Raw genomic sequence first — 19,990 nt, 5'->3', positions numbered from 1 at the left:
GACAATCAGGGGAACGACATGAGCATCAGCGACCGCGTCATCGCAATCATTGCAGAGCAGGCCGTGCTGGAGCCGTCCGACGTGACGCCCGAAAGCTCTCTGGAAGATCTCGGAATCGATAGCATGGGCCTGGTTGAAAGCATCTTTGCCATCGAGGAAGAATTCGACATCTCGATCCCCTTCAACGCCAACGAACCGACGGCAAGTGATTTCGACATTTCGAATGTTGCGGCGATCATTGCCGGGATCGAAAAGCTGGTCGCGGAAAAGGTTTGATCCGCGGTCATGAAACGGGTTGTCATCACCGGCGCTGGCACGATCAATTCGCTGGGCCATTCCGTGCCCGACACCCTGGAAGCGATGCGCGAAGGCCGTTGCGGCATTTCCGAGCTTGAATTTCGTGATGTCGACCGACTGAGCATCAAAATTGGCGGCCAGGTCCGCGGGTTCGAGGCCGAGGGTCGGTTCAATCGCCAGCAGATGGCGCTGTATGACCGTTTCACGCAATTCACTCTGACTGCGGCCAAAGAGGCGATCGACCAGTCGGGGCTGGAGTTTCATGGCGAATTGGCCGTTCGGTCGGGGGTCGTTCTGGGAACGGCCGGCGGTGGTGTTTCGACCTGGGATGACAACTACCGCTCGGTCTACGAAGACGGGAAGAACCGGGTCCATCCATTCGTCGTGCCGAAGCTGATGAACAACGCGGCGGCAAGCCACATTTCGATGGAGCACAACCTCAAAGGCCCCAGCTTCACCGTTTCGACGGCCTGTGCATCGTCCAACCACGCGATGGCGCTGGCGTTCCAGATGGTGCGCAGTGGCGCCGCCCCGGCGATGATTACCGGCGGGTCGGAATCCATGTTGTGTTTTGGCGGGGTCAAGGCCTGGGAAGGCCTTCGGGTTATGTCGAAGGACGCCTGCCGGCCGTTCAGCGCAAATCGCAATGGCATGGTTCAGGGCGAGGGCGCCGGTGTGTTCGTATTCGAGGAATACGAACATGCGCGTGCTCGAGGCGCTGAAATTCTGTGTGAGGTTGCGGGCTATGCGATGTCTTCGGACGCGACGGATATCGTGATGCCCAGCAAGCAGGGCGCGGCCCGTGCCATGGCCGGGGCCTTGAAGGACGCCGGGCTGAACGCAAGTGACGTGGGCTATATCAACGCCCACGGCACCGGAACCGCCGCCAATGACAAGACCGAATGCGCAGCAGTAGCGGATGTGTTCGGACGCCATGCCGACGATCTGATGATCTCGTCGACCAAATCCATGCACGGCCACCTTATCGGCGGAACCGGCGCGGTTGAACTGCTGGCCTGTATCATGGCTGTCCGTGACGGCGTGATAGCGCCGACCATAGGGTATGAAGAACCCGACCCGGAATGCGCTTTGGACGTCGTACCAAACGAGGCGCGCGAGGCCGAGGTGAATGTGGCATTGAGCAACGCCTTTGCGTTTGGCGGTCTGAACGCGGTCTTAGCCCTCAAGAAGGTATGAAAAAAGCCGCCATCGGGGGATGGCGGCTTTGGTCATTCATCTTGGCGTGATCAGTTGGTGTTGACCTCCAGGCCGTCAAAGGCAGCGGTAAATCCGCTCAGCGACAGATCCATGTTGATAACCTGATCGGGCGCGCGTGCGGGCACCAGTGAAATGGTAGCCTTCGTTCCCGCTTTCATCGCGTCAATGTCGCCCTGGGTCAGACCCAGCTGCGCAACACAACCGACCGGAACACAGTGATGATAGTTGTACAGCTTGCGAGGTGCGCCATCGATCGAGATGGCCAGTTGTGCTTGCAGCAGAGTTTCCAGAGGAACAATGACGTTCGCCCAGGCCGCGGCGGCACCACCGGCGGGCAGCTTGCCAACGGTGATCTCGGCCAGAGGTTCATTCTGCGCACCGTTGAGAATCTGAACCATCGCACAGGGGTCATCGCCGGATTGCGCCTTGATGCAGGAGATCTCCCAGTCGCCCGACTTCTCGCGGACATATTGCTCGCCGACACGCGGGCCGCTTTGACCCAGATCCAAGTCGGAGCCGGTATCCGTGGTCTGACCGGTTTGGGTCTGCTCTTGAGTTTCAGTCGTGGTTTCCTGGGCGAACGCGCCTGAGCCCAGCAATGCAGCCGTTACCAGGGTGGCTGGAACAAGTTTGGTGATCATCAGTGCCTCATTGTGCTGATACAGCTTTTTCAAACGTCTCTAGCATTCCTGCTCCGCCATGTCAGTCGCAAAGCGCGCGCTGCACAAGGGATTGGACGGATTTTCGCCGACCCATCATAGGTCACCTGAAGTGACGCCGGGAAGCCTTTGAGTACAAACGACAAAGGGAGCCGTACGTGCGGCTCCCTTCAATCAATGTATCTCCCCGTCGGACTGGCCGACTTAGTTATGCCCGAACGTTACGAGAGGCGAACCCAGTGGTCAACTGCTAACAGCGAAATTTAATGTTTCCACAAGCAGAAACTTGGCAATTTCAAAAAAAAGGGCTGTGCCCGAAAGCACAGCCAGTCGACAGGGAGGAAGTTTGCCCACCACCCGAGGGAATTGCGAGGCGGGCAAAATCACTATCGCAGTCAAAGGTTAAGTTTGTATGGTGGTGCCGGGACGCTAAGTTTTGGGACGTATCAATATGACGGAAAACGTTTTTGTCGGCGGTGGCGGTGTTGATTACAAGCAGCCGCAGGGTTTGACGCTGAAATATTCAAACAGGCACGGCTTGATTGCCGGTGCAACGGGGACGGGCAAGACCGTGACCCTGCAAATCCTGGCCGAAGGGTTCTCGCAGCAGGGTGTTCCTGTTTTCCTGTCTGACGTCAAAGGTGACCTGTCCGGACTGGCGCGTCCCGGCAGCCCCGATCACAAGTTGCATCAGGCCTTCATGGACCGTGCCCAGCGTATCGGGTTTGCCGATTACTCCTATGCCGCGTGCCCGGTCACGTTCTGGGATCTGTTTGGTGAGCAGGGCCACCCTGTCCGGACAACGGTTACCGAGATGGGGCCGCTGCTGTTTTCCCGGCTTCTGGACCTGAGCGAAGCGCAGGAAGGTGTGCTGAACATCGCCTTCCGGGTTGCGGATGAAGAGGGAATGCCGCTGCTGGATCTCAAGGACTTGCAGGCTCTTCTGGTCTGGATTGGTGAAAACCGGTCGCAGCTGTCCCTGCGCTATGGAAATGTCTCGACCGCTTCGATCGGTGCCATACAGCGACGATTGCTGGTGTTGGAAAACCAAGGCGGCGCACGGCTGTTTGGTGAGCCCGCGCTCGAACTGTCGGATTTGATGCGCCTGGATGAAAACGGCCACGGGATGGTCAACATCCTGGCTTCTGACAAGCTGATGGGCGCGCCCGGGCTGTATGCCACGTTCCTTTTGTGGCTGCTGAGCGAACTGTTTGAGGAACTTCCCGAAGTCGGCGATCCCGACAAGCCCAAGCTGGTCTTTTTCTTCGACGAAGCCCATCTGCTGTTCGACGATGCGCCCAAGGTTCTGGTGGACAAGGTCGAGCAGGTCGCGCGATTGATCCGATCCAAAGGCGTTGGGGTTTACTTCATTACTCAGAACCCGGCCGACATTCCCGAAGATATCCTCGGGCAGTTGGGCAATCGCGTCCAACATGCTTTGCGCGCCTTCACCGCGCGGGATCGCAAGAATTTGCGGCTGGCCGCGGAAACCTATCGGGAAAACCCGGCCTTCGACACGGAAACCGCGATCCGGGAGGTCGGAGTGGGCGAGGCGTTGACCTCGATGCTCGAACGAAAGGGCGCCCCCGGTATGGTCGAGCGAACATTGATACGTCCGCCGGGTTCACAACTGGGCCCGATTACCGACGCCGAGCGCAAGGCTGTGATGGAGGCGTCTCCGATGGCCGGAAAGTACGAAACGCTTCTGGATCGCAAATCGGCATTCGAAATCCTGCAGGCGCGCGCGGCCAAGGCCGCGGCCGAGGCCGAGGAAGCCGAACCCGAGGAGCAAGACGACACCCGGTCGGTGTCCGAGCGGGAGTATTCGGCGGCGCGCAGATACAGCGGCAGCAGAGTAGGGCGATCGTCTGCACGATCGGTCCGAAAGCAAGACAGCTTTGCCTCTGCCATGAGCGAGGCAGTCATCAAAGAGCTGAAAGGAACCACAGGACGCCGCATCGTTCGCGGCATTCTGGGCGGGCTGTTTCGCAACCGTTGAGTTTCATCGCCCTGCCAGCCGGAACTGGCTGGGCGTGCCGCGTCAGCGCTTGAGGCGCCGCTGTCCTTCCTGCTGGCAATAGGCGTCAGCTTCGGGAACCGACATCTTGGTGGCCGGGAAATCAATCGCGCGATCCCAGTCAACCCGATCCTGGCGATACAGTTGGCAGGTCACGACGCCCTTGGGCGTCTGTACCTGGACGGGTGTGGTTTCCAGTTCACGGGGGCTTGGGATACATCCGGCCACAACAGCCAGGACCGGAACCATAAGGGCAATTTTCTTTGTGGAAGTCTTCATGGTGCAAGAACTTTTCTTCTGGGTCAGAGTTTACTCGTTAAGATCGGCGCATCAGGTGAGTGGTGTTTCGAACAATATGCGCCGATATGGTTCATAGAGTGTGAATGCGTCTATTGATTTTTCAAGCCGCAATCAAGAAACCGCGCCATTCGCATGGCGCGGCCTGACGGTTTCGTGATGAAAGATGTCTACTTCTCGGGGATCAGGCCCCTTGGGCTGAATCTGAGAACAATCAGCAGGATAAGCCCCATCGTGAACAGGCGCATATGTGCCGTGCTTTCGATCAGGTGGGCCTTAAGCGCGCTGCCATCTGGCATGCTGGAAGTGATCAGGTTCATAAGCCACAGACCGATCGGTTCGACCTCGACCCACAGGAACCAGATCAGAAAGGCCCCCAGGACCGAGCCGAAATTGTTGCCGGAACCGCCGACGATCACCATCACCCAGACAAGGAAGGTGAACCGGAGCGGTTGGTAGGCGCTGGGTGTCAGCTGGCCGTCCAGCGTCGTCATCATCGCCCCGGCAATGCCACAGATGGCTGAGCCCAGAACGAAGATCTGCAGATGACGGCGGGTGACGTCCTTGCCCATGGCTTCGGCGGCGACCTCGTTGTCGCGGATCGCGCGCATCATGCGGCCCCACGGGCTTTTGAGCGCCATCTGAGCCATCCAGAGCAGGATGAGAAGCACGATCAGAAACAGGAATGCATAACCCAGTTTCACCCACAGGGTCGAAGCGGTCACCGGGTCCAGCCCGAATGAGGCTGCACGTTCGACGAAGGACGGGTCGCTCTGCAGGTCAATCTCATAGCCCACGATAGGTGAGGGGCGCGGGATGCCGTAGACGTTCTTGACCCCACGGGCCAGCCAGTCCTCGTTTTTCATGATCGCAATGATGATCTCGGCGATGCCCAGCGTGGCAATCGCAAGGTAGTCCGAGCGCAGACCCAACGCCGTCTTGCCAATCAGCCAGGCAGCGCCCGCGGCCAATAGCCCACCCGCCGGCCACGCAAGCAGCACCGGAAGATTAAGCCCGCCGATATTTCCCGCAATGGCTGGGTCGATGGCTTCGACGGCAGCGATGCTCGGGTCGAACACCGCGCGATAGACGAAGAACCCGACGACGAGGATTGCGATGATCGCCAGCGTTCGTGCCCGGCCCTTGGGCATTTTTTGCGCGGCCATCACGGCTGCGACAACGGTCGCCGCCCCCAGCAGAAGCGCCAGCACGATCCCGTACCCGCCCGCGGACCAGGCTCCGGGTGTCGGAGGGGTCGAGACCAGCACAACCGCAAGTCCGCCCAGCGCAACAAAACCCATGACGCCGACATTGAACAGTCCGGCAAAGCCCCATTGCAGGTTCACACCGATCGCCATGATCGCGGAAATCAGACCCATGTTCAGAATCAAGATCGCCGTGTTCCAGCTTTGAACGAAACCGGTCAGCAGGATCAGCCCGCCGACAATCACGAAAAGCAGGGTGTTTTTGACTGCTTCGTTCATACCGCTTTCCCCTTGAACAGACCTGTTGGCTTGAACAGAAGCACGATCAGCAGAATGACGAAGCTGACGGCGAATTTGTAATCGGTGGACAGGAACTGCACCAGGCCCGAAGGTTCGAGGCTTTCCGGGGCAAGGTAAGTCAGCACCTTCTTCCAGGCATAAGTGATCGTGACTTCGGAAAAGGCGATAATGAATCCGCCTGCGATAGCCCCAATCGGGTTACCCAATCCGCCCACGATGGCCGAGGCAAAGATCGGCAGAAGCAGCTGGAAATAGACGAATGGCTTGAAGCTCTTGTCCAGCCCATAGAGAACCCCGGCCGTCGTGGCCAGTGCCGCAACGATGATCCAGGTGATCATCACCACACGTTCCGGGTTGATGCCGGACAACAAGGCCAGATCCTCGTTGTCGGAATAAGCGCGCATCGACTTACCGGTGCGGGTCTTGTTGAGGAACCAGAACAGCAAGGCGACGGCAACGACGGCGACGATCACGGTGATACCCTGCGAGGTCTTGATCGCAAGCCCCTCATCCAGCCCGGTCATCTTTTTGAAATCCCGCGCAGAAATCAGGAACCGTGCCCCATCCGAGAACCTTTGGTCATCGGGACCGATGATGAAGCGCACCAGCCCATTCATGATGAACATCACACCCATGGACACGATCACAAGGATCACAGGTTTGGCCTTTTGCTCGCGGTAGAACCGATAGACCAGCCTGTCGGTGATCAGCACCAGAAGGATGCACCCGAGGATCGCAAACGGAAGCGCCAGAAGCGCCGTCGGCAGGGGCCCGAACCCGATCCCTGCCGCCTGAAGACCCCAGGTGACCAGCACGGCAATCATTGCGCCGAAGGCCATCGTATCCCCGTGGGCAAAGTTGGAAAATCGCAGGATGCCGTAGATCAGGGTGACCCCCAGCGCCCCAAGTGCCAACTGGCTGCCATAGGCAACCGCAGGCACGATCACAAAGTTCGCAAGCGCAACAAGCGCATTCAGTAGGTCCATTATGTTCTTCTCACTGTCCGGGTGCGGCTTTATGGCATGACGCCGACGAAAGACACAACAATTTGGAGCATGATTTTTGCGGCTTTGTGCATGTTTTTATGCGGTTTGGCGAACATTGATCATGCGCGCTCCAACCGTCTGCTGATCCCCGAAAGAAAAAGACCGCGCCACCATGTGGGACGCGGCCTGAAATCACAGATGATTGCGGGGCTAGGCACCGGTTTCCGTGCATTGGCCGCGGTCATTCTGAAGGACCGGACGGCGAATGGACAGGTTGTAGGACAGATCCGGGCTTTTGACGAAGAAGGTCATGACATGCTGTTCGGTCGCCAGGATGAACGTCATGTTGTTCAGGCCAGGAAACACCTGAGCATCCCCGGTCGTGTCACCGAATTTGACCGATCCCTTTTGCTTGCCTTCAAGCCGCGTCAGCCGGTACTCGGTTCCATCAATATCCGATATGCACACAAACTCGCGTTGCTGAGCCACAGCGCCAGTTGCCAAGTGTGCGACCAGTGCGGCGATCATCCATTTCTTCATTTTGACTTCCAATTTCTGTGCCCCCAACTGGGGCGCGTTTCTGGGATTGGTGTAGTGGTTCGGGCGCAGCGATATTTTTGAAATTTGACCTGATTAAAGCAGCAGATTGGCATTGCGGGAATTTCCACAGGCTTTTTGAACCGGTGGGCTTCAGAGAAATAAACTATATTTTACAGATACCTAATAATGGTTCTCAGGAAGGAGGGCGTGGCCTAAAGTACCGATTGCCATCTTCTGGCCTTCAATTTTGCGCAATGCGATCAAGCAAAAGGGCCAGTCGAGAATCCCGACTGGCCCCATGAAAAACCGATTTCTGAAAAGCGTCGGTTAGCCGCCCAAAAACGACTTGCGTACTTCCTCGTCCGCCAGGAGTTCCTTGCCGGTTCCCGTGTATGCGTTGCGCCCCTGGACCAGCACATAACCCTTGTCGGCGATCTCAAGTGCCTGGCGTGCATTCTGCTCGACCATCAGGATCGGAAGGCCGGTGCGCGACACTTCGATGATGCGGTCAAACAGCTCGTCCATCACGATCGGCGAAACGCCCGCAGTCGGTTCGTCCAGCATCAACACCTTCGGCTTGGTCATAAGCGCGCGGCCGACGGCCACTTGCTGGCGCTGTCCGCCCGAGAGCTCGCCCGCCGCCTGGTTGCGTTTGTCTCTCAGGATCGGGAACAGCTCGAACACCTGTTCCATCGTGTCCGAGAAATCATCCGTGCGGATGAACGCGCCCATTTCCAAGTTTTCCTGAACCGTCATCGAGGTGAAAATGTTCTGCGTTTGGGGTACAAAGCCCATGCCCTTGATCACCCGGTCCTGCGGGCTGAGGTTGGTGATGTCCTCTCCATCCAACCGCACCGATCCGGCGCGCACGTCCAGCATGCCGAAGACGGCCTTCATCGCGGTGGATTTGCCAGCGCCGTTGGGGCCGACGATCACGGCGATTTCGCCCTTGTCCACGGCGATCGTGCAATCGTGCAGAATGTCGGGGCCTTTGCCGTACCCGCCGGTCATGGTGTCACCGATCAGGAATGGACCGCCTTCTACACGGTGGGTCTTGCCGCTTACCCGATGGGCCGGCGTCATCGTGCCGATCCCATGCGTGTTGGTGATCGAGGCGTCCTTGTTGCCTTTGGCATCCTGATAGGGATTGTCGCTCATGCCCCGGCCTCCAACTGGTCTTTGTTTTTGAGCCCAGTGCCCAGATAGGCCTCGATGACGTGCTCGTTGGCCTTGATCTCGTCCAGCGTGCCTTGCGCCAGAACCTTGCCCTCGGCCATGCAGATCACCGGATCGCAGATCTTGCCGATGAAATCCATGTCGTGTTCGATCACGACGAAGGTATAACCGCGTTCCTTGTTCAGACGCAGGATCGTATCGGCGATGGTCATAAGCAGGGTGCGGTTCACGCCTGCGCCGACCTCGTCCAGGAACACGATCTTGGCGTCCACCATCATCGTGCGACCCAGTTCCAGCAGCTTTTTCTGGCCGCCCGAGACCTGACCCGCCTTGTGGTCGGCCAAGTGTTCGATAGTCAGGAACTCCAGCACCTCGTCGGCCTTGGCGCGCAGGGCGCGTTCCTCATCCGCAATCCGCTTGCGGCCGAACCATGTGTTCCACAGCGATTCACCGGATTGGCCACCGGGGACCATCATCAGGTTTTCGCGGCACGTCATCGACGAGAACTCATGCGCGATCTGGAAGGTGCGCAACAGCCCCTTGTGAAACAGATCATGGGGCGGCAGGCCGGTGATGTCTTCGCCATCCATCCAGACCTTGCCGCTGGTCGGAGGCAGAACACCCGCGATCACATTGAAAAGAGTGGTTTTTCCGGCCCCGTTTGGACCGATCAGGCCAGTAATCGAGCCCTTTTCGATCTCCAGCGATGCCCCGTCCACCGCATGGAAACCGCCGAAATGCTTGTGCACGTCCTCGACGACGATCATGTGTTCCCCTGTCCGCGGCTTTCGCGGTTCTTCGTGTTGCCCCATCCCAAAGATAAGGTGGCGCCTTTTGTCATTGAAACAGCCCGGGCACAAGGCCCGGGCTGCTTGGTATCATGCGGTCAGCTGACGGATCAACGGAACTTGACGGTCTCGTTCTTGCCGTCTTTCACTTCGATCTCGCGGTAGGACCCAGCGCTTTCGCCCGGACCGATCAGTTCGACACCCGAAGCGCCGACATAGTCGATGTCCTGACCAGCGGCCAGCAGTTCCAGACCCTTGGCCAGTTCACCCGGGTAGATCTTCTCGCCGGGGGCGTTGGCCACATCCAGGATCTTGCCACCGTACTGGGCCGGATCGGCCGACCCTGCGGCCTGCATGGCCAGCATGAACAGCGCGGCAGCGTCATAGCTTTCGGGCGAGTAGGGCGACGAGCCGTCAAAGCCCGCGGCTTCGGCCATCGCGAAATATTTCTCGGCGCCTTCACCGCCGGAACCGGCGATCTGACCAAACGAGCCGTCCAGATCGGGGCCGACATTCGCAGGCAGCGAGTCACCGATCATGCCGCCCGGCAGACCGAACGTGTCGAACGCGCCGCTGTCCAGAGCGGACTGGATGATGCCCAGACCACCCTGATCCAGGTAACCGGCAACCACGAGGATGTCCCCACCCGCCGAGGCCAATGCGCCGACTTCGGCCGAATAGTCCGCCTTGCCGTCTTCATGTGCTGCGACGATGGTCACTTCACCGCCCACGGCCTCGAACGACGACTGGATCGCGTCGGCCAGACCTTTGCCGTAGTCGTTGTTGGTATAGGTCAGAGCGATCGAGTTGATGCCGCGATCTTTCAGAATGTCGGCCATAACCTGACCTTCACGCGCATCCGACGGGGCGGTGCGGAAGAACAGCCCGTTGTCTTCCATCGTCGAAAGACCGGGCGAGGTCGCCGACGGCGAGATCATGACCATGCCATTCGGAATAGCGACGTTCTGCAGGATTGCGCCAGTCACACCGGAACAGTCGCCGCCGATGATGCCGGCAACGCCATCGGCGATCATGCGTTCGCCGTTCGAGGTGGCCAGACCGTTGTCGATGCAGCCGGTATCGGCACGCGACGGGGTGACGGTGGCGCCGCCCAGCAGCTTGCCGGATTCGGTCACTTCGGCCATCGCCAGTTCGGCGCCCGAACCCATTGCCGGGGCCAGCGATTCAATCGGCCCGGTAAATCCGAACAGAACGCCCAGTTTGACGTCTTCGGCCATTGCGGCACCGGCCAGCAATGCGGTTGCTGCAGTCGCAGTAAGCAGCTTTTTCATTAGGTTACTCCCTTGTTGGAACGTATTCGTTCTGAGCAAGACCCTAGGCAAGCTGTTCAGAAAAGAAAAGTCCAAACAGGAATGTGTCTTTTGGCTGAACAACTCTATTTGTTTTCTAGGGTTTGGTTCCCGGGCGGCTCATTCTGACCGGGATTGGAGCGATAGATATGATCAGGGTTTTCACGATTCTCATTCTGATGATTTGCGGCAGCGTCGCGTCGGGCGAGTCATTGAAGACATCCGCAGGCGAGGTCTCGGTCACGACCATGCTTGCCGGCCTCGATACGCCCTGGGCGATCGGCCTGCTGCCCGATGGCAGTTTTTTGGTTACCGAGCGCGACGGCCAGTTGCTTTTGGCACGTGACGGCAAGGCCACCAAGGTCCGGGGCGTTCCGAAAGTCGCGGCGCAGGGGCAGGGCGGTCTGCTGGACGTAACCATAGCCCGCGATTTTGACCGCACCAGAGAGGTGTTCCTCACATTCTCGAAGCCGCAGAGCGGCGGGGCCGGTACGGCGGTTGCCGTGGCGCGCCTGTCCGAGAACGGCAAGCGGCTGACCAACTTTAAGGTGATATTCGAAGCGGTTCCCGGCGGCTCGGGTGGCCGGCATTTCGGATCGCGCGTGGTCGAGGCGCAGGACGGGACGCTGTTCATCACTTTGGGGGATCGTGGCGACAGGCCGACCGCACAGGACCGCTCGAACCACATGGGGACGGTTATTCGGATCAACCGCGATGGCTCGATCCCGGCGGATAATCCGTTTGTCGCGCAAGAAGGCATCCGCCCCGAGATCTGGTCCTTTGGTCATCGCAACCCGCAAGGCGCTGATGTTGATGCGAGCGGCCGGTTGTGGGTCTCGGAACATGGCGCAAAGGGCGGGGACGAGGTGAACCTTGTGAAACCCGGCGCCAACTACGGTTGGCCGGTCATTTCCTACGGGACGCATTATTCCGGCGAGAAGATTGGCGAAGGCACCAGCAAAGACGGAATGGAACAGCCGCGCTTGTATTGGGATCCGTCTATAGCGCCGTCGGGCTTGATGGTCTATTCCGGCGGGATGTTTCCCGAATGGCGGGGTGACATCTTCGTGGGTTCGCTGAAATTCGACTATATCGCACGGCTGTCCGGAAACCCGTTGCGCGAGGTCGAGCAGATCAAAGGCCCCGAGACCGAGCGGGTCCGCGACATCTTGCAGGCACCAGACGGTGCGATCTGGTTCATCTCGGTCGGGCAGGGTGCGGTTTACAGGATTTCCCGTTCGTCCTAGGAGTGCAGCGATACACTTCTATGAGGATTGATATGTTCCGCATTCTCGCAGCGATATTTTTGTCCCTTTCGACACTTCCTGCCGCGGCCGACGAGGTTTTTGCGACCTATGCCGGTTACGAAGCCTTCGTCGACACCAAGATCAAGAACCGCGAGTTCTCGAACGTCATCACCCGGCTGGGCGGCGCCGACGAATACACGCCGCAGCAGATGCAAGTCCTGCAAGGGCAGCTGCGTGACCTTGTTCCGTACTACCTGGCCAATGCCGACGTTGCCAAACGGGTCGAGCTTGAGAACGGGTTCGCGCAGGAAATGCGGATCTACTGGAACGACAAGAACAGCTATCTCTACTATTACGCCCTTCTGCACCAACGTGACGACGGCGTGATGGTTCTGCAGTTCAGCATCAACACCAGCGCCGAGCCCATTCTGGCGAAGTTCTAGGCGTCAGACCGACAGCCGTCCGCTCTGTGTTCCACGCTCGCGATAGGGCGTGGTGTTGTAATGCGCGCGGTAGCATTTCGAGAAATGGCTGGGGCTGGCAAAACCGCAGGCCAAGGCCACGTTGATCACGCTCATGTCGGTCTGCATCAGCAGGTTGCGCGCCTTGTGCAGCCGCAGTTCCATGTAATAGCGCTTGGGCGAACGGCTCAGATACCGGCGGAACAGCCGCTCGAGCTGGCGGGTCGACATGCCAACATCCTTGGCCAGGATCGAGGGCGAAATCGGCTCCTCGATGTTCTTCTCCATCATCAGGATGACCTGGCTCAGCTTGGGGTGGCGCACACCGATCCGCGTGGGCGTCGACAGGCGCTGGGTGTCCTGATCGGTGCGGATAGAGGAATAGATCATCTGGTCGGCCACTGCATTGGCCAACTCCTCACCGTAATCGTCGGCAATCAGTTTCAGCATCAGGTCGATTGACGAGGTGCCACCGGCCGTTGTCATCCGGTTGCCGTCGATCAGAAAGACGGATTTCGTCAGTTCGACGTTTTCGAACTCTTCCGCAAAGCTGTCGGCGTTTTCCCAGTGGATGGTGGCGCGTTTGCCGTCCAGCAGGCCGGCCTTGGCGAGGGTATAGGCCGCCGTGCACAAGCCACCGATCTTCAAACCTTTGCGCGCTTCGCGGCGCAGCCAGTTCAGGACTTTTTTGGTGGTCGCCGCCTGAACATCGACGCCGCCACATACAAGGATCACCTCGTCCCGCTGCAGTTCGTCCAGATCGCGGTCAAGCTCGAACGTCGTCCCGGCCGAGCAGCTGACCACCTCTCCGCCTTCACCGGCCAGCGACCAGGTATAGATCTGCTGATCCGCCATCCGATTGGCAATCCGAAGGCTGTCCAGTGCCGAGGCAAAAGACAGCAACGAAAACTTGTCGAGCAACACGAATACGAAATTGAGCGGCTTGGCCGCGCGCTTGTCCACAGTGACAACTTGGCGTTGCTCTTGCATGGCGAACTGTCCTTGATTCGGCGGGCCGAGGCCCGAGGCCTGCGGCGAATTTGACCGACACCATGCTCAAAGCTTGTTTCCGACGTCAAGAGGCGCAAATCGGATATGGTCTCTGGTCTATGGATTTTGTATAGAGACCACCTGAATTACCTCAGCGGAGATCAAAGCTATGACCGAGTGGCAAAAAACGAACTGGCGCAGCAAGCCGCGGGTTCAGATGCCAGACTATACCGACGCGGCCGCGCTGGCCAAAGTCGAGGCCAAGCTTTCGCAGTATCCCCCGCTGGTTTTTGCGGGCGAGGCCCGGCGTCTGAAACAGCACTTGGGTGCGGCCGGCCGTGGCGAGGCCTTCCTGCTGCAGGGTGGGGACTGCGCCGAAAGCTTCGACCAGTTCAGCGCCGATGCGATCCGCGACACCTTCAAGGTGATGCTGCAGATGGCGATGGTTCTGACCTACGGTGCCAAGGTTCCGGTGGTCAAGGTGGGCCGTATGGCCGGCCAGTTCGCCAAGCCGCGCAGCGCGCCGACCGAAGTGGTCGATGGCGTAGAACTGCCAAGCTACCGTGGTGACATCATCAACGAACTGGCCTTCACGCCCGAGGCGCGTATCCCGAACCCGGAAAAGATGCTGCAGGCCTATACCCAGGCTGCAGCCACTCTGAACCTGCTGCGCGCGTTCTCGACCGGCGGTTTCGCGGACATGAGCCGTGTGCATTCCTGGACCTTGGGCTTCACCAACGAACAGGACGTGCAGAAGTATTCCGAGATCGCCGACCGCATTCAGGACACGATCGACTTCATGGAGGCCGCCGGCATCACCGCGGATACCACGCATGAATTCTCGACCGTCGAGTTCTACACCAGCCACGAAGGACTGCTGTTGGAGTACGAAGAAGCGCTGACGCGACTGGATTCGACTTCGGGCAAATGGCTGGCCGGCTCGGGCCATATGATCTGGATCGGCGACCGCACCCGTCAGCCCGACGGCGCGCATGTCGAATTCTGCCGCGGCGTGCTGAACCCGATCGGTCTGAAATGCGGCCCGACGACAACGGCCGAAGACCTCAAGGTTCTGATGTCCAAGCTGAACCCGGACAACGAAGAAGGCCGCCTGACCCTGATCGCGCGCTTCGGCGCGGGCAAAGCGGGCGAGCACCTGCCGCGCCTGATCAAGGCCGTCAAGGAAGAGGGCGCCAAGGTGACCTGGGTCTGCGACCCGATGCACGGCAACACGATCAAGTCGGCCACCGGCTACAAGACCCGTCCGTTCGAATCGGTCCTGCGCGAGGTGCGGGATTTCTTCGGCGTGCATCAGGCCGAGGGCACGATCCCCGGCGGCGTGCATTTCGAGATGACCGGTCTGGACGTGACCGAATGCACCGGCGGCGTCCGCGCCGTCAGCGAAGAGGACCTGTCGGACCGCTACCACACCGCCTGCGACCCGCGCCTGAACGCATCGCAGTCGCTGGAGCTGGCGTTCCTGGTGGCTGAAGAGCTGACCAACCTGCGCCGTGACCGAAAGGACCGCGCGGCAAGCTGAGGCATGTCGGATTGAAACGCAAACGGCGGGCCCTCGGGTCCGCCGTTCTGCTTTTCACTCGTCGCGAGAGAAGACCAGCCGCAGGTGTTTCGCCGGTCTCTGGAAATCGGCCTGATCCTCGGCAAAGCCCGCCTCGATAGGCCGGCTGTTGTGGGCCTGATCCTGAATGTTCACCAGTGCGCGGATCCGCGTGTCCTCGATTCCGAACCGGCGCGGAGTAGCGCCGATCGTGCCATCGCTGACCATCACACCCAGCACCCGGCTGACATCCCCCAGATCGCTTCTGAGGGGCAACAGGATCATGCGGGCCTGCAGCCGCGTTCGGCCGAGCTTGCCTTTTGAAACAAGGCTGAACTCACCGATCGCCGGAGCGGCGAACACCTCTTCCAGCGCCTCTGACACCTGATCACGGGCGCTGGGATCAAAGAAGGCGGTCAGAGGCATTCCGCGCACCTCCATCCCCGCGATCTTGTTCAGATGGCTTCCCGCCAGTCGAAACCGGGCGAGGCCGGGCGCGATGCGTTCCAGAATGAATGTGTATTCCAGAATGTTCTCGAGGCCGCGTGGGTCGATCTGGGAACGCTTGGGAACGCCGTCGCCGCTCAGCAGCGCGGTCCAATACGCCTCAGCCTGACGGATGGGGAACAGACTGCGCCCACTGTCAAAGCGATCCATTGCGATGATCTTTCCAGCTTTCGACCCGGAACCATTCCAGAAGAAGGTTTTCATTACCATGCACCTCGTGTCGATTGGCGGCCATCCGGTCCGTGCGCCATGCAAAGCGATAGCGGCCGACCCATCCTTCGACTGACAGATTGACACGGGTTTATTCAATTTTGGACCAAATCTTTAAGGAATGGTTAACTTCTTGCGATGAATTGCACATCCGGCAAGGTCTTGCCCTATGGGGTACGATAGCTTTAGGTGCAGCAGAACAAGGCTGCGCAGCAGTGGGAAAGGGCAGGCATGATCAAATCCATGACCGGTTTCGCATCCGGAAAGGGCGCATTGGGGCCGCACAGCTGGAGCTGGGAGCTGCGCAGTGTCAACGGCAAGGGTCTGGACATGCGGTTGCGGGTGCCGGACTGGCTGACGGGACTTGAGGCTGCGCTGCGCGCGGATATGTCCAAACAGATCAGCCGGGGCAACGTGACGCTGAGCTTGCGCGTCGCCCGCGAAGAAACCGCCGCGGAACTGAAGCTGAACGAAGGCGCAATGAGCGCCGCGCTGGAGGCGTTGGCGCAGGCCGAGGAATTGGCGGTCAACAAGGGTGTCGCGCTTGCTCCGTCAAAGGCCAGCGATCTGCTGATGCTCAAGGGGATGCTGGACGCGGCAGCCGAAGACGACGATCCCGCTCCGCTGGTCGAGGCGTTGAAATCCGAATTTGGCAGTCTGCTGGCCGAGTTTGTGACAATGCGCCGGGATGAGGGGCAAGCCCTGGCTTCCGTCCTGTCGGCCCAGTTGGATCAGATCCAGACCCTGACCGAGCAGGCCAGCGAGCTGGCCGAGCGGCGCAAGGAAGCCATGGCCGACACTCTGCGCCAGAACCTTGCGCGGGTAATGGAAAACAGCCAGGGCGCAGATCCCGACCGGGTGGCGCAGGAGTTGGCCCTGATCGCGGTCAAGGCGGACATCACCGAAGAACTGGACCGCCTGGCCGCCCATGTCGTAGCCGCGCGCGCTCTGCTGGAGCAGGAGGCCCCGGTCGGCCGCAAGTTGGATTTCCTGATGCAGGAGTTCAACCGCGAGGCCAACACGCTGTGCTCCAAATCCCAGAATTCGGACCTGACAACGATCGGACTGGAGTTGAAGGCGGTGATCGATCAGTTGAGAGAGCAGGTGCAAAATGTCGAATAAGCAAGGAAAAGTGTAATGGCGGATCGCCGCGGTCTACTCATCATCCTTTCGTCGCCCTCGGGTGCCGGAAAATCCACTTTGGCCCGTCGCCTGATGGAGTGGGACACCGATCTCGAGTTTTCGATCTCGGCCACTACCCGCGCCCCGCGCCCGGGTGAGGAACATGGACGCGAATACTATTTTCTCAGCGAAGATGATTTCCGCCAGCAGGTATCAAATGGGCAGATGCTGGAACATGCCCATGTGTTCGGCAATTTCTACGGTTCACCAGCTGGACCAGTGCGCGAAGCGATCCAGAGCGGGCGGGACGTGCTGTTTGACGTGGACTGGCAGGGTGAAGTGCAGATCCGGAATTCCGAGCTGGGCAAACATGCTTTGTCCATTTTCATTCTGCCGCCATCGATCAAAGAGCTGCGCCGCCGGCTTGAAACCCGTGGTCAGGACAGCGCCGACGTCATTTCCAAGCGCATGATGAAAAGCTGGGACGAAATCAGCCATTGGGGCTACTACGACTATGTGTTGATCAATGACGATCTGGCCGCAACCGAGGAAAAGCTGAAGACGATCGTCAGCGCCGAGCGGATGCGCCGTATTCAGCAGCCCCGGTTGCAGGATCACGTCCGCGCCCTGCAATACGAATTCGAGAGCATGTCATGACCATTTACGCATTGGGACAGGACGTCCCGCAGATCCACGAAGACAGCTGGGTTGCACCGGACGCGAACCTGATCGGCAAAGTCGTCCTTGAGCAAGGTGCATCCGTCTGGTTCGGGTGCACGATCCGAGCCGATCACGAAGAAATCCGCGTGGGCGAGGGCAGCAACGTTCAGGAGAACTGCGTGATGCATATCGACGCCGGTTTTCCTCTGACGATCGGAAAGAATTGCACCATCGGCCACAAAGTGATGCTGCATGGCTGCACTATCGGTGACAACAGCCTGATTGGTATGGGAGCCATCGTCCTGAACGGCGCGAAGATCGGCCGGAACTGCCTGATCGGGGCAGGGGCCCTGATCACGGAAGGCAAGGAGATCCCCGACAACTCGCTGGTGATGGGAGCCCCTGGCAAGGTGGTCCGGCAACTGGACGAAGCGGCGGCCCGGCGGATCACGTTCAGCGCGCTCCACTATCAAGAGAACATGCGCAAGTTCCGGGAAACGCTGACGCCCGTTTCGCCCGTCGCATAGGTCCTGTGAACCGGTCATGAGCAACGAACTGCTTGCCGAAGTCGTCTCTGCTTTGCCGATGCCCGCATTGATGGTCGATCAGACCGAGCGGATCATCGCCTCGAACGCGGATGCGCGTGCGCTGTTGGGCCGAAACATCGACGGTCGCCATTTTGCGACGATCCTGCGACAGCCGCAGGTCATCGAAGCGATGGAGAAAAGCTTGCGGAGCAAGGGGCCGGCCAACAGCCGGCATCTGGCGAACGACGGCGCACAGGACACTGCGTTTCAGGTTCACTGTCGGTACATGCAGGGCGTCGGCGCGGTTTCCGGTGGCGCGGTTCTGGCAACGTTCATGGATGTGACCCACCTCGAGCAGGCCAGCCAGATGCGCCGTGACTTCGTTGCCAATGTCAGCCACGAACTTCGTACCCCACTGACCGCCCTGATGGGCTTCATCGAGACCTTGCAAGGACCGGCGAAGAATGACGCGGCGGCCCGGGACAGATTCTTGAAGATCATGACAGCCGAGGCTAACCGGATGAACCGTCTGGTCGGTGACCTGCTGTCGTTGAATCGGGTCGAAAGCGAAGAGCGCATTCGGCCAAGGCAGCAGATCGAACTGATCGAGCTGCTGCACGTGACGCTCGAGACGCTACGCCCCTTGGCTGATGACGCGGGCGTTTCCCTGACTCTGAGCGCCCCGGAAAACCCCGTTCGCCTTCCGGGCGACAATGATCAGCTGCGGCAGGTCTTCACCAACCTGATTGAAAACGCCATCAAATATGGCGGCAGCGGTGGCAGTGTCGATGTGCAAGTCTCGGTCTCAGGTCAGGATACCGCCATCCGGGGACCGGCCGCCCGGGTGAGGGTCATCGACAAGGGCCCTGGCATCGATCCGGTTCATCTGCCTCGACTTACCGAACGGTTTTACCGCGCCGACAGCCACCGCTCGCGCGAATTGGGGGGGACAGGGCTAGGCCTTGCAATCGTCAAGCACATCATCAACCGCCACCGCGGTCGGTTGCGGGTGGAAAGTGATTTGGGAAAGGGCGCGGTGTTCACCGTCATTTTGCCCATGTAAGACTGGAGCGTGATAGGCTAGGAACGGTCAAGCCGAGTACTCGGACCAAAAAACGAAGGACCCGCCACCCGTGGATAGCGCATTGGAAACCGAAACCCTCAAGGTCTCAGCCAGGAACGTGAACGTGTTCTATGGTGACACGCACGCCATCAAGGACGTGAATGTAGAAATCCAGGACAAGACCGTCACGGCGTTCATCGGGCCCTCGGGGTGCGGCAAGTCTACCTTTTTGCGGTGTCTGAACCGGATGAACGACACCATCGACATCTGTCGGGTCGAGGGTGAAATCCGCCTGGACGGGGAGGACATCTATGACAAGCGGATCGACCCCGTACAACTGCGCGCCAAGGTCGGCATGGTGTTTCAGAAACCCAACCCTTTTCCAAAGTCGATCTATGACAACATCGCATACGGCCCGCGCATTCATGGTCTGGCCAAGACCAAGGCCGAACTTGACGAGATCGTCGAGAAATCCCTGCGTCGCGGCGCCATCTGGGACGAGGTGAAGGATCGCCTGGATGCCCCTGGCACTGGTCTGTCAGGAGGGCAACAACAGCGCCTGTGTATTGCCCGCGCCATCGCCACGGCACCCGAAGTTCTGTTGATGGACGAGCCCTGTTCGGCGCTGGACCCGATTGCCACCGCCCAGGTCGAAGAGCTGATCGATGAACTGCGTGAGAGGTTCTCGGTCGTGATCGTCACCCATTCGATGCAACAGGCGGCGCGCGTCAGCCAGAAAACGGCCTTTTTTCACTTGGGCGATCTTGTCGAGTTTGGTGATACCGCCCAAATCTTCACCAACCCCGAAGACCCGCGTACCGAAAGCTACATCACCGGCCGCATCGGCTGAGA

Annotated in this window: 21 protein-coding genes; 12 read left to right on the top strand and 9 right to left on the bottom strand. The window is 59.5% G+C overall.

Annotated features, from left to right (window positions below; genetic code table 11):
• Window positions 1-18 precede the first annotated feature (18 nt).
• Both ACR3EK_RS07785 and ACR3EK_RS07780 read left to right on the top strand, forming a co-directional pair.
• Entirely contained in the window at window positions 19-276 is a 258-nt protein-coding gene (locus ACR3EK_RS07785; RefSeq protein WP_093962086.1) for an acyl carrier protein, read from the top strand.
• A gap of 9 nt (window positions 277-285) precedes the next feature.
• The gene (locus ACR3EK_RS07780) at window positions 286-1,494 is read left to right on the top strand and encodes a beta-ketoacyl-[acyl-carrier-protein] synthase family protein (protein WP_093962085.1); all 1,209 of its coding nucleotides are present in this window, start codon (window positions 286-288) and stop codon (window positions 1,492-1,494) included.
• Between the two features lie 50 nt (window positions 1,495-1,544).
• On the opposite strand, the gene ACR3EK_RS07775 is transcribed toward ACR3EK_RS07780, so the two are convergent.
• Window positions 1,545-2,156, bottom strand: a complete 612-nt coding sequence (locus ACR3EK_RS07775) for an invasion associated locus B family protein (protein WP_480633083.1) — start codon at window positions 2,154-2,156, stop codon at window positions 1,545-1,547.
• Window positions 2,157-2,625: 469 nt separating this feature from the next.
• Here ACR3EK_RS07775 and ACR3EK_RS07770 point away from each other — a divergent pair, with 469 nt between their 5' ends.
• Window positions 2,626-4,173 (top strand): helicase HerA-like domain-containing protein, encoded by a 1,548-nt coding sequence (locus ACR3EK_RS07770; RefSeq protein ID WP_480633082.1) that lies wholly within the window; start codon window positions 2,626-2,628, stop codon window positions 4,171-4,173.
• Window positions 4,174-4,215: 42 nt separating this feature from the next.
• Here ACR3EK_RS07770 and ACR3EK_RS07765 read toward each other — a convergent pair whose 3' ends face one another.
• The 3 genes from ACR3EK_RS07765 to ACR3EK_RS07755 all read right to left on the bottom strand — a co-directional run bounded on the left by ACR3EK_RS07765 (window position 4,216) and on the right by ACR3EK_RS07755 (window position 6,979).
• Window positions 4,216-4,470: a hypothetical protein gene (locus ACR3EK_RS07765; RefSeq protein WP_093962083.1), complete on the bottom strand. Its 255-nt coding sequence runs from the start codon at window positions 4,468-4,470 to the stop codon at window positions 4,216-4,218.
• Between the two features lie 188 nt (window positions 4,471-4,658).
• Window positions 4,659-5,972 (bottom strand): branched-chain amino acid ABC transporter permease, encoded by a 1,314-nt coding sequence (locus ACR3EK_RS07760; RefSeq protein ID WP_170357869.1) that lies wholly within the window; start codon window positions 5,970-5,972, stop codon window positions 4,659-4,661.
• Entirely contained in the window at window positions 5,969-6,979 is a 1,011-nt protein-coding gene (locus ACR3EK_RS07755; RefSeq protein WP_093962081.1) for a branched-chain amino acid ABC transporter permease, read from the bottom strand. The genes ACR3EK_RS07760 and ACR3EK_RS07755 overlap by 4 nt, the downstream gene beginning before the upstream one ends.
• A 36-nt stretch (window positions 6,980-7,015) precedes the next feature.
• Between ACR3EK_RS07755 and ACR3EK_RS07750 the strand changes: the two genes are divergently transcribed.
• Window positions 7,016-7,600 carry a hypothetical protein gene (locus ACR3EK_RS07750; RefSeq protein WP_170586709.1) on the top strand — a complete coding sequence of 195 codons (585 nt, stop codon included), beginning with the start codon at window positions 7,016-7,018 and terminating at the stop codon, window positions 7,598-7,600.
• A 246-nt stretch (window positions 7,601-7,846) separates the two neighbouring features.
• Here ACR3EK_RS07750 and ACR3EK_RS07745 read toward each other — a convergent pair whose 3' ends face one another.
• The 3 genes from ACR3EK_RS07745 to ACR3EK_RS07735 all read right to left on the bottom strand — a co-directional run bounded on the left by ACR3EK_RS07745 (window position 7,847) and on the right by ACR3EK_RS07735 (window position 10,775).
• Complete coding sequence (locus tag ACR3EK_RS07745) at window positions 7,847-8,677, bottom strand: ABC transporter ATP-binding protein (protein ID WP_480633081.1); 831 nt, start codon at window positions 8,675-8,677, stop codon at window positions 7,847-7,849.
• On the bottom strand, window positions 8,674-9,462 hold the full coding sequence (locus ACR3EK_RS07740; RefSeq protein ID WP_093962961.1) for an ABC transporter ATP-binding protein: 789 nt from the start codon (window positions 9,460-9,462) through the stop codon (window positions 8,674-8,676). The genes ACR3EK_RS07745 and ACR3EK_RS07740 overlap by 4 nt, the downstream gene beginning before the upstream one ends.
• Window positions 9,463-9,593: 131 nt before the next feature.
• Window positions 9,594-10,775, bottom strand: a complete 1,182-nt coding sequence (locus tag ACR3EK_RS07735; RefSeq protein WP_170338589.1) for an ABC transporter substrate-binding protein — start codon at window positions 10,773-10,775, stop codon at window positions 9,594-9,596.
• A gap of 167 nt (window positions 10,776-10,942) precedes the next feature.
• On the opposite strand from ACR3EK_RS07735, the gene ACR3EK_RS07730 reads away from it, so the two are divergent.
• Entirely contained in the window at window positions 10,943-12,040 is a 1,098-nt protein-coding gene (locus ACR3EK_RS07730; RefSeq protein WP_480633080.1) for a PQQ-dependent sugar dehydrogenase, read from the top strand.
• Window positions 12,041-12,072: 32 nt separating this feature from the next.
• Window positions 12,073-12,483, top strand: a complete 411-nt coding sequence (locus ACR3EK_RS07725; protein WP_480633079.1) for a hypothetical protein — start codon at window positions 12,073-12,075, stop codon at window positions 12,481-12,483.
• Between the two features lie 3 nt (window positions 12,484-12,486).
• Here ACR3EK_RS07725 and ACR3EK_RS07720 read toward each other — a convergent pair whose 3' ends face one another.
• Window positions 12,487-13,491 (bottom strand): GlxA family transcriptional regulator, encoded by a 1,005-nt coding sequence (locus ACR3EK_RS07720; protein WP_170338595.1) that lies wholly within the window; start codon window positions 13,489-13,491, stop codon window positions 12,487-12,489.
• Between the two features lie 169 nt (window positions 13,492-13,660).
• Between ACR3EK_RS07720 and ACR3EK_RS07715 the strand changes: the two genes are divergently transcribed.
• Window positions 13,661-15,031: a class II 3-deoxy-7-phosphoheptulonate synthase gene (locus ACR3EK_RS07715; RefSeq protein ID WP_093962074.1), complete on the top strand. Its 1,371-nt coding sequence runs from the start codon at window positions 13,661-13,663 to the stop codon at window positions 15,029-15,031.
• A 54-nt stretch (window positions 15,032-15,085) separates the two neighbouring features.
• Here the strand turns inward: ACR3EK_RS07715 and ACR3EK_RS07710 are convergent, their stop codons facing one another.
• Entirely contained in the window at window positions 15,086-15,760 is a 675-nt protein-coding gene (locus tag ACR3EK_RS07710) for a PAS domain-containing protein (protein WP_170367116.1), read from the bottom strand.
• A 237-nt stretch (window positions 15,761-15,997) separates the two neighbouring features.
• Here ACR3EK_RS07710 and ACR3EK_RS07705 point away from each other — a divergent pair, with 237 nt between their 5' ends.
• The 5 genes from ACR3EK_RS07705 (at window position 15,998) to pstB (ending at window position 19,988) form a co-directional block, all read left to right on the top strand.
• Complete coding sequence (locus tag ACR3EK_RS07705; RefSeq protein ID WP_170580427.1) at window positions 15,998-16,888, top strand: YicC/YloC family endoribonuclease; 891 nt, start codon at window positions 15,998-16,000, stop codon at window positions 16,886-16,888.
• Between the two features lie 15 nt (window positions 16,889-16,903).
• A complete protein-coding gene (gmk, locus tag ACR3EK_RS07700; RefSeq protein ID WP_170357855.1) occupies window positions 16,904-17,545 on the top strand; it encodes a guanylate kinase in 642 nt (213 codons plus the stop codon).
• Window positions 17,542-18,075: a gamma carbonic anhydrase family protein gene (locus ACR3EK_RS07695; RefSeq protein ID WP_170363458.1), complete on the top strand. Its 534-nt coding sequence runs from the start codon at window positions 17,542-17,544 to the stop codon at window positions 18,073-18,075. The genes gmk and ACR3EK_RS07695 overlap by 4 nt, the downstream gene beginning before the upstream one ends.
• 16 nt (window positions 18,076-18,091) lie before the next feature.
• Complete coding sequence (locus ACR3EK_RS07690) at window positions 18,092-19,138, top strand: sensor histidine kinase (protein ID WP_480633078.1); 1,047 nt, start codon at window positions 18,092-18,094, stop codon at window positions 19,136-19,138.
• A 70-nt stretch (window positions 19,139-19,208) separates the two neighbouring features.
• Complete coding sequence (gene pstB, locus ACR3EK_RS07685) at window positions 19,209-19,988, top strand: phosphate ABC transporter ATP-binding protein PstB (RefSeq protein ID WP_480633077.1); 780 nt, start codon at window positions 19,209-19,211, stop codon at window positions 19,986-19,988.
• Window positions 19,989-19,990 lie beyond the last annotated feature (2 nt).

The organism is Ruegeria sp. BC8 (assembly GCF_056535705.1).
Note: the sequence above shows the minus strand (reverse complement) of the source record. Positions and strands in the feature narration are given on the sequence as shown.